The organism is Stutzerimonas stutzeri (genome assembly GCF_002890895.1).
GTDB classification, from domain to species: domain Bacteria; phylum Pseudomonadota; class Gammaproteobacteria; order Pseudomonadales; family Pseudomonadaceae; genus Stutzerimonas; species Stutzerimonas stutzeri_AB.
Window position 1 is genome coordinate 57641 of the sequence record NZ_POUL01000005.1, and the last position, 11619, is coordinate 69259.

The window sequence follows — 11619 nt, forward strand, 5'->3', positions numbered from 1 at the left end:
GGCTGTTGAATGTGCGGAGTCATCTTAGGCGCTCTAGTACGCAGTTTGTGTGTATCTGGATCAATTCCGGCGCGATTAGCGTCAAGCGTACGGCATTTGCTCAGGGCTGCTGTTGGGCATGGCTCAGCGTCCACTCGAGAATTTCGGCGCTGAGCCTGTCACTGGCCTGACCGAAGGCCTCGACCACACTTTCCACGCTGGGGTCGGCACTCGGCTGACGTACTTCAAAGCGGTGATTGGCCAGGGTGCGCTGGTCGTTGCGATTGACCAGCCGCGCATCGAGGGTGATCACCACCACCGGCTTGCCATCGATGTACACGGCCTGGAAGGCCCGCAGATCGCTATGCAGGCTGAGATCGGCATAGAGGTTGACGTCCTCGTTGCTCACCGAGGGCATGCGCCCGTCACGCTGGAAGGCTTCGATCAGCCGGTCACGCAGCAACGCCGGCGCCGCATCGCTCCAGCGTGCGCTGCCGTAGGCGCTGATCTCGTTGCCTTGTGGCACCACGGCGATGCGTTGGCTGGCGAGAATCCGGCTGGCCTGCGGGGTATTGATACGCAGCGCCTGCTGGATGGTCGGTTCGCTGGCCTGTTGCGGTGCCGGTGAGGTCGGCAGCAAGAAGATCCGCAGGGTTTCGGATTCCGGCAGAACCGAACAGGCGCTGAGCGCCGTGATCAGTCCAAACAGGGCGAGGCGGCGCATGGAACGGTGGCGAAGGCTCATGGGTTGAACTCCTGCACTTTGTCGCGGCCGAGGAGGAACCCGCTGGGGTTGTCTTCCAGGCGCTGGGTGACACGGCGCAGCGCCCCGAGAGTGCTGCGCAGTTCGTTGATCGCCGGGCCGAGCTCGTTGAAACCCTGCATGCCGTTGTTCAGCGCGCCCTGGTTTTCTTCGAGCAGGGTATCCAGGCGTGATGTGGTGCGGTCCAGAGCGCTCATTGCCTGAGTCGCACTGTCCAGCACGCTGCGGCCTTGGTCATCGAGCAGGCCGTTGGCGTTGCGCGCCAGGCTCGACAGCTCACCCATCACGGTATTGGCCTGCTGACTCAGCTGGTTGAATTGCTGGAGCGTCTGGGCCAGATCGCCACGTTGCTCCGAAAGCACGCTGGTGGCCTGCTCCAGGTGTTCCAGCGTGCGGCTCAGGCGGGTGGTGTTTTCCTCGGAGAAGATCTGGTTGGCGCTGAGCAGCAGGTTGTTGATGTTGCTCATCAGGTCTTCGCCATTTTCCAGCAGCGCGCTGAGCGAGGACGGGTCGGCGATGATCAAGGGTGGATCGTCCCGGTCACCTTCCAGCCGCGGGGCTTCCGGTGTGCCGCCGTGCAGCTGGATGACCATGCTGCCGGTGATATTGGCCAGCGCCAGGCGCGCCTGGGTATCGGTCTTGATCGGGGTGCCGGCGTAGACGCGAATGCGCGCGCGCACCTTGCGCGGATCGTCCGGCTGCAGCCACAGCTCGGTGACATCGCCAACCTTGATGCCGCTGTATTCCACCGAGCTGCCACTGGACAGCCCGCTGACGGCCTGGCTGAAGCCGATGTCGTAATAGCTGTATTCGCGGTCCATGCTGGATTTGCCCAGCCACAGGGCGAAGAGCAGGGCGCAGCCAACCGCGACCACGGTGAACAGTCCGATCAGTACATGATGGGCACGGGTTTCCATTAGGGGTTCTCCAACCGTTGCGCGGCTTCGTGCGCGGCGCGGCCACGCGGGCCGTGAAAATATTCGCGAATCCATTCGTCGTCAGTTGTGGCGACCTTTTCCAGCGTGTCGACCACCAGGACGCGTTTCTGCGCCAGCACAGCAATGCGATCGCAGATGGTGTACAGGGTGTCGAGATCATGAGTGACCAGAAACACACTGAAACCCAGCGCATCGCGCAGGGTCAGGATCAACTGGTCGAAGGCCGCTGCGCCGATCGGGTCGAGACCGGCGGTGGGCTCGTCGAGGAACAGCACTTCCGGGTCCAGTGCCAGCGCGCGGGCCAGCGCGGCGCGCTTGACCATGCCACCGGACAGCTCGTCGGGATATTTGCAGGCGGCCTCCGGCGGCAGGCCGGCCAGCGCCAGCTTCTGCCGCGCCAGGTGTTCGGCATCGGCGCGCTTGAGGCCGATGTGCTCGATCAGCGGCAGGGCAACGTTTTCCTGCAGATTGAGCGAGGTGAACAGGGCTCCGCGCTGGAACAGCACGCCGAAGCGTCGCTCGACTTCCGAGCGGCGTTGGGCTGAAAGCTTCAGCAGGTTCTCGCCAAACACCTTGACGCTGCCTGCATTTGGCTGGCGCAGGCCAACGATGCTGCGCAGCAGCACCGATTTACCAGTGCCAGAGCCGCCAACCACGCCGAGAATCTCGCCGCGGCGGATGTTCAGGTCGAGATTGACGTGCACCGCCTGATTGCCGAAGCGGTTGACCAGCCCCTGGACCTGAATCACGGGATCGTCATTCACCAGCCCATCTCCATGAAGAACAGCGCGGCGACGGCGTCCAGCAGGATCACCATGAAGATCGACTGCACCACGCTCGAGGTGGTGTGTTCGCCTACCGACTGGGCGCTGCCGCTGGCCTTGAAGCCTTCCAGGCAGCCAATTACCGCGATCAGGAAGGCGAACACCGGCGCCTTGCCCATGCCCACCAGGAAGTGATTGAGCGGAATATCCCGCTGCAGGATGGTGAAGAACATTGCCGGCGAGATATCCAGCGCCAGGGAGCAGACCACCAGCCCGCCGACGATGCCGCTGAGGATGCCGATAAAGGTCAGGATCGGCAGCGTGATCAGCATTGCCAACACCCGCGGCAGCACCAACAGCTCGATGGGGCTCAAGCCAAGGGTACGAATGGCGTCGATTTCCTCATTGGCTTTCATCGCACCGATCTGCGCGGCAAAGGCGCTGGCCGTGCGCCCGGCCAGCAGGATAGCCGCCAGCAGCACGCCGAATTCACGCAGGAAGGAAAAGGCCACCAGGTTGACCGTATAGATGGTGGCGCCGAAATCGGCCAGCACCGTGGCGCCGAGAAAGGCCACGACCGCACCGACCAGAAACGTCAGCAGGGCAACGATGGGGATCGCGTCCAAGCCGGTCTGCTCGATGTGCACCACCAGTGCGGTGATCCGCCAGCGGCGCGGATTGGGCAGCGCCGTGAACAAGGTCTGCAGGGTCAGGCCGATGAAACCGAGCAGGGTGCGTTGCTGGTTCCAGACGCCGGACACGCTACGGCCTACATCAGCCAGCACATCGGCCAGGCCATTGGTTGCCGGCGCCTGTTCGGCTTCAGGCTGGTCCAGCGCGGCGGCCACGGTTTTCAGCAAGGCCTGGCGCTCGGCGGGCAGCTGTGACGCCCCGTCGCTAAGGCGGGCAGCCCGCTCGGGGCCGAGGAGCTCGATCAGCAGCCCGGCACCGGCGGTATCCAGCTCGCCAAGCGAGTCGAGCTTGAGCTGGTCGGAGTCGGTGATCTGGCGCCGCGTGCGCTCGATTTCGCGCCGCAGCGTTGCGTAGTGCTGCAGGGTCCAGTCGCCGCCAATGGTGAGTATGGCGTGTGCGTCCTGCTTGGGTTGCCGCTGCAGACTGCCTGGCAGCGAAGTGGGGTGCGTCAAAGTGGTATCCCGTAGTGCTGGTAGCGGAGCGCGGAGCATGCCGTTCCCCGTAGCATTGCCCAGATCCTACCAGTTCGGACCTCGAACACGAGGTTACGTTTGGGTCTCCAGGGTTTTGGATGTCGGCCGTCGGTCATGGCGGCGCAATTTGTTACAGGCCCGCACGAACTATCGATGGCTTTGGTCCTCCATAGCGTGCACGCCGACGACCATGCTCGGTACGCACCGCGTCAAGGGGCTGCTATGTTACGCCGCCTTTGTAGTCGTCTTCATCACGCCCGCGATTCGGGCCCTGCCAAATTTCGCCTTTTCCATCTCATCTCAGCGAGAGCTTCCGATTGCCTATGAATTACTTGCGCATCCTGCCTTTCTTCGCGGTGCTAGCAATCATCCTTTTCAGCGGGCTGCGGCCCGAACCGGTCCCCCAGGTCTTCGATCAGCAGGACAAGCTGCATCACATGCTTGGCTTTGCCGCGCTGATGTTCTCGCTGCGCCTGGCTGTTCCGCAGTGGCACGTATTCTGGGCGGTGGCGGTGAGCCTGGTCGCGGCCACGCTGATCGAGGTCGGCCAGAGCCTGTTGCCCAATCGACAGGCGTCGCTGGGTGACATGCTCGCCAATACTCTTGGCGTTCTGCTCGGCTGGGGTTGCTCGTACCTGGCTTATCAGTGGTATTTGCGGCGGATCGGTGTGACCACTGATCCCGAGACACCCGACGCGCCCGAGCGGCTCGGAGACGCCGCTCGACCCTGAAGCCGGTGGCCGTCGTCACTCCTGCGATTCTCTGTGCGGGCGCCGTGCTCGGGCCATGATTCCAGTGACGATCATGGCGATGAGTGCGCCGCCAGCCGCCAGCGCCATGTCCTTTTGCGGGTCCCAGCGATCATTCTGGGTGGCAAGAAAGGTGCGCCCCAGGCCGCCGTCCAACACTTCCGCGCCTGCCCATTCGATCAGCTCGTAGATCGCCGAGGTCGACAGCACTATGTCTATCGGCAGGATGAGGCTCCAGATCCCTGGGCGAATGCCCAGTCGGATCAGCACTTCACGCATCGGATAGGCCAGCAGCAGCCCATAGCTGAAGTGCGCCAGGCGGTCGAACTGATTGCGCTCCCAGCCCAGCTGTTCATTCAGCCCTTCGCCTGTCAGCGCCTGCCACCAGTCGTTGTAGGGCACGTTTGCGTAGGTGTAATGAGCGCCGAGCTGGTGAATGCAGAGGTAAAGGAATATCAGCGTCGCAGCACTGCGGGAGGGCAGGTAGTGCTTGTGGCCCAGCAACAAGGCCGCGGCCAGCCCCACAACCAACAGGTTCTCCAACAGCCAGTCGTGGCGGTTGAAGGGGTTGATCGCCAACGCGCCCCAGATCAACAGGAACATGCCGACCAAGGTCAAAAGGTAACGTCGGTGGCGTCTGTCTGTAGCCATGGAATCTCCTGAGTCGTTCTCCTTGTTCTTTAGGACAAGCGCAACGACTCAAGGGTCCACCGCTTGCGAATTCGACCGTTTATCCAACTTTTCCTGCCTGCGGAGTGTCACAAAACGTGACCCACAGCGAGGCGGACCATGCGGCTGACTCTGACAAACGACCTCACCGGTGCATGCTTTCGAGCGCGTGGCGTCTCGCTGTTGCTGCTGAGCGCCGTGTTAGCGGGTTGCGACGGTCAGCAGTCAGCGCTGAATCCGGCCGGGGTCGGTGCGCAGAGCATCGCCACGCTGTTCTGGTGGATGGCTGGCGGTGCGCTGGTCATCTGGCTGGTAGTGATGGGCATCGCCGTGTATGCCACCCAGGCCCACCCGGAAGCCCACGGCATTCGCGGTGCTCGGTGGTTGATCATCGGGGGCGGAGTCATTTTCCCCGTCGTGGTCCTGACCGGCCTGCTGATCTACGGGCTGATGCTGATGCCGCAACTGCGTTCCTCGGAAAACGTCGCCCTGCATGTCGATGTGTCGGGCGAGCAGTGGTGGTGGCGGGTGCGCTACCGGACCGAGGCGGGAGAGGCGGTCGAGCTGGCGAACGAAATACGGCTGCCAGTGGGGGAGCGAGTGGCTTTCAGCCTGACCAGCCCGGACGTGATCCACTCGTTCTGGATTCCGTCGCTGGGCGGCAAGGTCGACATGATCCCCGGGCGCACCAATGAGCTGGTGCTGGAGCCGACCGAGATCGGCACCTTTCGCGGCGCCTGCGCCGAATATTGCGGGACTTCCCATGCGCTGATGAATCTCGCCGTGGTGGTGATGACCCGCGAGGCCTTCGATCTGTGGCTTGCCAAACAGGCCGAGCCTGCCCAGCCACCCACCACCGAATTGCAGCAGACCGGCCAGCAGGCGTTTCTCGCCAATGGCTGCGGTGCCTGTCACCAGGTGCGAGGCACCGAAGCAGACGGCACGATCGGGCCTGACCTGACCCACGTCGGCAGTCGTCTGACCCTGGCAGCCGGCACGCTTCCGACCGATGTCGATACGTTCAAGCGCTGGATCGGCCACAGCGGCGCGATCAAACCAGACGTGAAGATGCCCGCCTTCGGCATGCTGCCCGAGGCGCAGCTGAACGCCATGGCGCACTACCTGAAGGGCCTCGAATGAGCGAGCCGATCGAGTACCGCGACCCGCAGGAAGAAGCCCGCGCCAAGGCGCAGGCCGAACGCCTGGCAGCGGCCTGGAAGACACCCACCGGCTGGCGTTACTGGTCCGCGGTAAACAACACCGAGGTGGGGCTCTGGTATACCGGCGTGTCGTTCCTGTTCTTCCTGTTTGCCGGCGTGCTGGCGATGCTGATCCGCGCCCAGCTGGCGGTGCCGAACAACGATCTGCTGTCTGCCGAAACCTACAACCAGGTCTTCACCCTGCACGGCTCGGTGATGATGTTCCTGTTCGGCGTGCCGATTTTCGAAGCCTTTTCCATCCTCATCCTGCCGCAGATGCTGGGTGCGCGGGATCTGCCCTTTCCCCGGCTGTCCGCCTACGGCTTCTGGTGTTTCATCATTGGTGGCGTGTTCGTCTGCGGCTCGATCTTTTTCGGCGTGGCGCCCCAGGGCGGCTGGTTCATGTATCCGCCGCTCACCACCACCTATCAGGACGGCCTCGGTGCGGATATCTGGCTGCTCGGGCTGTCGTTCATCGAGGTGTCATCGATTGCGGCGGCGGTGGAGCTGATTGTCGGCGTGCTGAAGACCCGGCCTCCAGGCATGCGCATCAACCTGATCCCTCTATATTCCTGGTACATCTTGGTGGTCGCGGGAATGATCCTGTTCGCCTTCCCGCCGCTGATCGCGGGCGACCTCCTGTTCGAACTGGAGCGCGCCTTCGACTGGCCGTTCTTCGATGCCAGCCGTGGCGGCGATCCGCTCTTGTGGCAGCACCTGTTCTGGATCTTCGGCCACCCCGAGGTGTACATCATCTTTTTGCCCGCCGTGGCGCTGGTGGCGACCATCGTGCCCACCGCAGCCGGGCGGCCCATCGTCGGCTACAGCTTTATCGTGCTGGCTGCGGTGGGCACCGGGTTCATCAGCTTCGGGTTGTGGGTGCATCACATGTTTACCACCGGGATGCCCGGCATCTCGCTGGCCTTTTTCTCGGCTGCCTCCGAGGCCGTGGCAATCCCTACCGGCGTGCAGATCTTCTGCTTCCTGGCGACAGCCCTGGCCGGGCGCTTCGTCAAATCGGTGCCGATGCTATTCGTCGCCGGTGCGCTGGCGATCTTCGTGCTTGGCGGGCTGACCGGGGTAATGGTGGCGCTGGCGCCGTTCGACTTCCAGGCGCACGACACCTATTTCATCGTCGCGCATCTGCACTACGTACTGATCGGCGGCATGCTGTTCCCGGTGATCGCCGGCCTGTACTACTTCTTCCCGCTGGCGCGCAACAAGACGCTCTCGGACCGCCTCGGGCGCATTGCCTTCTGGCTGATGTTCATTGGCTTCAACATTGCCTTCCTGCCCATGCATTTCACCGGTTTGCTGGGCATGCCGCGGCGTGTTTATACCTACGGGCCGGACATGGGCTTCGACATGCTCAACATGGTCTCCACGGTGGGCGCGTTCATCCTCGCCGCTGGCGTCGCGGTGCTGGTCTGGGACGTCTTGCGACCCAAGGGCAAGCAACCCTACAGCGCGCGCAACCCGTGGAACGCCGGAACGCTCGAATGGCTCGCGGAAATGCCCGGCAGGGCCTGGGGTGCACGCTCGATTCCGATCATCAAGAGCCGCTACCCGCTGTGGGATCAGCCAAACCTGATGCGTGACGTCGACGCCGGGCGCTTCTACTTGCCGGACGCCGAGGAGGGCAAGCGCGAGACCCTGATCAGCAGCATCATCGACGCCGAGCCGATCCAGTGCCTGCGCGTGCCGGGCCCAACCTTTCTGAGCATGTGGGCGGCTATCTTCACCGGCGGCCTGTTTATCTTCGCCACCTACAGCTGGTACGTCGCCGCACTGGTCAGCGGTGGCCTTGCGCTGATCACCATTTTGATCTGGCTATGGACCGGCACGGCGGTGATCCCGGAGAAACCGAAAAAGGACATCGGCCTGGACGTGACGGTGCCGCTTTATGCGTCGGGCGCCAAGTCGGTGGGCTGGTGGGCCATGTTCATCACCATGATCGGCGACATGAGCGCCTTCGGCAGCCTGGTGTTCGGCTACTTCTTCTTCTGGACCGTGCACGAGGATTTTCCACCCGCGGATGCGGCCGGCCCCGGCGTGTTCTGGCCGGTATTGGGGCTGGGGTTGATTGCCGTGTCCTGGGCGCTGACGCTGCTGGCGCGGCGCTGCAACTTCCGTGATCAGGCGGCGGGCTTTTACGGTTCGCTGGGGCTGGCCGCGATCTGCACCCTGGCAGGTGCCTATTCGATGTGGGCCGGGCCGCATTTCAGTGGCCTGGACCCAACCACTAACGTGTACCCGGCCACGGTCTGGGTGCTGGTGCTCTGGTGCCTGATCCACCTGTCCATCGGCCTGATCATGCAGCTCTATTGCTTGGCGCGCCGTGCTGCCGGCCGGATGACGGCGGTGCATGACATCGATATCCGCAATGTCGCGCTGTTCTGGCATTTCATGCTCATCACCATTGGTGTCACCGTGGCGGTCATCGCCGGCTTTCCGGAGGTGCTATGAGTGAACATCTGAACGAACCGCAACGGCCAATCGAGCAGCAGCCGCCCGAGGCACCGCCGCAGGAGCGCGACACGCTGTGGCTGATCACCTTCAGCCCGACCATCTGGGCGGCGCATTTTCTGCTGTCCTACCAGGCTGTGTCTGTGTGGTGCGCGAAGGTGGCGGGCCGCAGTGGCGAGCTGGGCGACATTCGACTCGCCATCGCTGTGCTGACACTGATCGCCCTGGTCGGTATTGGATTGACCGGCTGGAAAGGCTGGCGCCATCACTCCTTTGGTCATGCAACGGCACCGCACGACTTCGACACACCGGGCGACCGCCATCGCTTTCTTGGTTTCGCCACACTGCTGCTTAGCGGCCTGAGCTTCGTGGCGACGATTTTCGTCGCCTTGAGTGTGGTGTTCATCAGGAGCTGCACGTGATCTGGCGGCCGCTCTCGCTGCTGCTCGGCCTGGCCACGCTGGGTGCGGTCTGGCTCGGGCCTTTGCCGGACATGGCGGACCGGCTGTTCGTCGGCCACATGCTGATGCACGTGATGGTGGTAGCGGTGGCGGCGCCGCTGCTGGCAATCGGTTTGGCCGGTGGCCGGTTTGATTTTTCCAACCGCATCCCGTTGCTGTTCTCGCCGATCCTGGCCTCTGTGATCGAACTGTTCGTGGTCTGGGCCTGGCACATGCCGGCGCTGCACCATGCGGCGCGCACCTCGCAGTCGGCGGAACTGCTGGAGCAGGGCAGCTACCTGTTCGTTGGCCTGCTGGTGTGGCTTGCGGCATTCGGCGGCGTACGGCATCAGCGCGCCCTGGCCGGCATCGCCGGGCTGCTGCTGACTTCGATGCACATGACGCTGCTCGGCGTGCTGCTGGCGATGTCGAGCCGACCACTATTCGAGCACACCGGCTCGGTGTTGTCGGGCATGAGCCCGCTGGAAGATCAGCAGATGGGCGGTGTGATCATGCTGGCCTTTGGCGGCAGCGCCTATCTCATCGGCGGGCTGTACCTGCTGTTCGGCCTATTACAGGACAAGCGCAATGCCGTTTCAGTCAGCTAAACGCATGGTTCAGCGATGCTCGGCGCCCTTGCGGCGCTGGCTGTACTGGCTGACAGGAGGCTCCTGGAAACGAGTTGTAGCCGCTGTCGCGTTGCTGGCGGCGCTCGCGGGGACCGGCGCGTTTGTGCTGGTTTCGCTGGGGCTGGTCTCGATCAGTGCCAGCTCGGGTCACTGGAAGGCGACCGGCTGGATGCTGCACTACGCCATGCGTCGTGCGGTGAGCACGCAATCGATGGGCATAAAGGTGCCGCCGCTGGACGATCCGGCGCTGCTGCTCAAGGGCGCCGGGCATTATCACACCGGCTGTCTGGCCTGCCATGGCGCCCCAGGTAAGGAGCGCTCGCTGATCGTCCAACAGATGACACCCGAGCCGCCATACCTGCCGCCGCGGATCGAACACTGGGCGCCGCAGGAGCTGTTCTGGATTGTGAAGAATGGTGTCAAGTTCACCGCCATGCCGGCCTGGCCCGCGCAGAAAAGGGACGATGAGGTCTGGGCCGTGGTGGCCTTCCTGCAGGCGATGTCAGACATGTCGCCCGAGCGCTATAAAGAGCTCGCGCTGGGCGGGCGCCGCGACGAAACCATCAAACCCATCACGCCTGATCATCTGCGGCCACTGCAGGACTCACTCGGTTCGGTGTTGGCCAACTGCAACCGTTGTCATGCCGAGGACGGCGGCGGCCGAGGCGAAGGCGCTTTCCCGCGGTTGGCCGGGCAGAGCGAGCCTTATCTGCTCGGTGCGCTGCAGGCCTACGCCCGCGGCGAGCGGCATAGCGGCGTCATGCAGCCGATCGCCGCAGGCCTGGAGCCGGAAGTGCTCGAGGCATTGGCGCAACACTACGCCGAGCTGCCACCGGTCAGCCGAACGGAGGCTCCGGAGCCGGCGCCGGACATTCTGGCAGAAGGCCTAACGCTGGCCGAGCGCGGTGTACGAGCGCGCGGCATCCCTTCATGCGTGCACTGCCATGGGCCGAAGGACGGACCACGCAATCCCATGTACCCGAACATTGCCGGTCAGTACGCGCCCTATCTGAAGTTGCAGCTGGAGTTGTTCACCGAGGGTAAGCGTGGCGGCACGGAGTACGCGCATATCATGCACAGCGCTGCGCAGCGGCTTACGTCGGAGCAGATGCAGGCGCTGGCCGACTACTACGCATCGTTGCCGGCTGCGGCAGCGCCGCTCGTCACGGAGGCCACACCAAACCGTGCCGAGACCCCGGCGCAGAATTCTTCCACCCAACAGCAGAGGTAACCGATGTTCGACAAGATCGTGGAAATCGTCTCGGCGTTCGGCTACATCGGCGTGTTCTTGCTGATGTTGCTGGAGAATATCTTCCCGCCCATCCCGTCCGAGCTGATCATGCCGCTGGCCGGTTTCGTTGCGGCGCGGGGTGATCTCAACTTCATTGCAGTGATCCTGGTCGGCACGGCAGGTTCGGTCGTCGGCGCGTTGCCCTGGTACTACGCCGGCGCCAAGCTCGGCCAGGCGCGCATGAAGCGCTTTGCCGAACGTTGGGGGCATTGGCTCACGTTGTCGCCAGAAGATGTCGACAAGGCCAGCGAGTGGTTCGACCGGCACGGCAAGGGCGCGGTTTTCTTCGGTCGTCTGATCCCGGCGGTGCGTACCCTGATCTCGGTCCCGGCCGGTATTGCCGGGATGTCGATGACCAAGTTCCTGATCTACTCGACGCTGGGGTCGCTGATCTGGACCGCACTGCTGGCACTGGCCGGCTATCTGCTCGAGTCGCAGTACGAGAAGGTCTCCGAGTACATGAACCCGATCTCCACCGGGGTGGTCGTGTTGATGGTGCTCTACTACCTGTACCGGCTGATCCGTCAGCGCTTCGGCAGGAAAGAGCACTAGGCCGTGACGCCAGC

Annotated in this window: 12 protein-coding genes; 7 read left to right on the plus strand and 5 right to left on the minus strand. The window is 63.6% G+C overall.

Annotated features, from left to right (window positions below):
• Window positions 1-100: 100 nt before the first annotated feature.
• Genes CXK96_RS10795 through CXK96_RS10810 form a run of 4 tightly spaced genes read right to left on the minus strand, consistent with a single transcriptional unit; the run spans window position 101 to window position 3628 of the window.
• Window positions 101-724 (minus strand): ABC-type transport auxiliary lipoprotein family protein, encoded by a 624-nt coding sequence (locus tag CXK96_RS10795; RefSeq protein ID WP_102836468.1) that lies wholly within the window; start codon window positions 722-724, stop codon window positions 101-103.
• Window positions 721-1659, minus strand: a complete 939-nt coding sequence (locus tag CXK96_RS10800) for an MlaD family protein (protein ID WP_102836469.1) — start codon at window positions 1657-1659, stop codon at window positions 721-723. The genes CXK96_RS10795 and CXK96_RS10800 overlap by 4 nt, the downstream gene beginning before the upstream one ends.
• Window positions 1659-2444 (minus strand): ABC transporter ATP-binding protein, encoded by a 786-nt coding sequence (locus tag CXK96_RS10805; RefSeq protein ID WP_423835189.1) that lies wholly within the window; start codon window positions 2442-2444, stop codon window positions 1659-1661. The genes CXK96_RS10800 and CXK96_RS10805 overlap by 1 nt, the downstream gene beginning before the upstream one ends.
• Entirely contained in the window at window positions 2441-3628 is a 1188-nt protein-coding gene (locus CXK96_RS10810) for an MlaE family ABC transporter permease (protein WP_102836471.1), read from the minus strand. Before CXK96_RS10810 ends, CXK96_RS10805 begins: the two co-directional genes overlap by 4 nt.
• 305 nt (window positions 3629-3933) lie before the next feature.
• Between CXK96_RS10810 and CXK96_RS10815 the strand changes: the two genes are divergently transcribed.
• Entirely contained in the window at window positions 3934-4341 is a 408-nt protein-coding gene (locus CXK96_RS10815; RefSeq protein WP_102836472.1) for a VanZ family protein, read from the plus strand.
• Window positions 4342-4356: 15 nt separating this feature from the next.
• Here CXK96_RS10815 and CXK96_RS10820 read toward each other — a convergent pair whose 3' ends face one another.
• A complete protein-coding gene (locus tag CXK96_RS10820; RefSeq protein WP_102836473.1) occupies window positions 4357-5010 on the minus strand; it encodes a DUF2238 domain-containing protein in 654 nt (217 codons plus the stop codon).
• A gap of 138 nt (window positions 5011-5148) precedes the next feature.
• On the opposite strand from CXK96_RS10820, the gene coxB reads away from it, so the two are divergent.
• The 6 genes from coxB to CXK96_RS10850 are packed head-to-tail and all read left to right on the plus strand — an operon-like array spanning window position 5149 to window position 11605.
• Window positions 5149-6168: a cytochrome c oxidase subunit II gene (gene coxB / locus CXK96_RS10825; protein ID WP_102836474.1), complete on the plus strand. Its 1020-nt coding sequence runs from the start codon at window positions 5149-5151 to the stop codon at window positions 6166-6168.
• Window positions 6165-8693, plus strand: coding sequence for a cytochrome c oxidase subunit I (ctaD, locus tag CXK96_RS10830; protein ID WP_102836475.1), 2529 nt, complete (start codon window positions 6165-6167; stop codon window positions 8691-8693). The genes coxB and ctaD overlap by 4 nt, the downstream gene beginning before the upstream one ends.
• Window positions 8690-9115 carry a hypothetical protein gene (locus CXK96_RS10835; protein ID WP_102836476.1) on the plus strand — a complete coding sequence of 142 codons (426 nt, stop codon included), beginning with the start codon at window positions 8690-8692 and terminating at the stop codon, window positions 9113-9115. Before ctaD ends, CXK96_RS10835 begins: the two co-directional genes overlap by 4 nt.
• A complete protein-coding gene (locus tag CXK96_RS10840) occupies window positions 9112-9741 on the plus strand; it encodes a cytochrome c oxidase assembly protein (protein ID WP_102836477.1) in 630 nt (209 codons plus the stop codon). Before CXK96_RS10835 ends, CXK96_RS10840 begins: the two co-directional genes overlap by 4 nt.
• On the plus strand, window positions 9722-10993 hold the full coding sequence (locus CXK96_RS10845) for a c-type cytochrome (RefSeq protein WP_102836478.1): 1272 nt from the start codon (window positions 9722-9724) through the stop codon (window positions 10991-10993). The genes CXK96_RS10840 and CXK96_RS10845 overlap by 20 nt, the downstream gene beginning before the upstream one ends.
• Window positions 10994-10996: 3 nt before the next feature.
• Window positions 10997-11605: a DedA family protein gene (locus tag CXK96_RS10850; protein ID WP_019340847.1), complete on the plus strand. Its 609-nt coding sequence runs from the start codon at window positions 10997-10999 to the stop codon at window positions 11603-11605.
• The last annotated feature ends 14 nt before the right edge of the window (window positions 11606-11619 follow it).

Excerpts from the sequence above, each read along its gene's own strand:
- CXK96_RS10795 (WP_102836468.1), bottom strand. The coding sequence starts at position 724 with ATGAGCCTTCGCCACCGTTCCATGCGCCGCCTCGCCCTGTTTGGACTG.
- CXK96_RS10800 (WP_102836469.1), bottom strand. The coding sequence starts at position 1,659 with ATGGAAACCCGTGCCCATCATGTACTGATCGGACTGTTCACCGTGGTC.
- CXK96_RS10810 (WP_102836471.1), bottom strand. The coding sequence starts at position 3,628 with ATGCTCCGCGCTCCGCTACCAGCACTACGGGATACCACTTTGACGCAC.
- CXK96_RS10815 (WP_102836472.1), top strand. The coding sequence starts at position 3,934 with ATGAATTACTTGCGCATCCTGCCTTTCTTCGCGGTGCTAGCAATCATC.
- CXK96_RS10820 (WP_102836473.1), bottom strand. The coding sequence starts at position 5,010 with ATGGCTACAGACAGACGCCACCGACGTTACCTTTTGACCTTGGTCGGC.
- coxB (WP_102836474.1), top strand. The coding sequence starts at position 5,149 with ATGCGGCTGACTCTGACAAACGACCTCACCGGTGCATGCTTTCGAGCG.
- ctaD (WP_102836475.1), top strand. The coding sequence starts at position 6,165 with ATGAGCGAGCCGATCGAGTACCGCGACCCGCAGGAAGAAGCCCGCGCC.
- CXK96_RS10835 (WP_102836476.1), top strand. The coding sequence starts at position 8,690 with ATGAGTGAACATCTGAACGAACCGCAACGGCCAATCGAGCAGCAGCCG.
- CXK96_RS10845 (WP_102836478.1), top strand. The coding sequence starts at position 9,722 with ATGCCGTTTCAGTCAGCTAAACGCATGGTTCAGCGATGCTCGGCGCCC.
- CXK96_RS10850 (WP_019340847.1), top strand. The coding sequence starts at position 10,997 with ATGTTCGACAAGATCGTGGAAATCGTCTCGGCGTTCGGCTACATCGGC.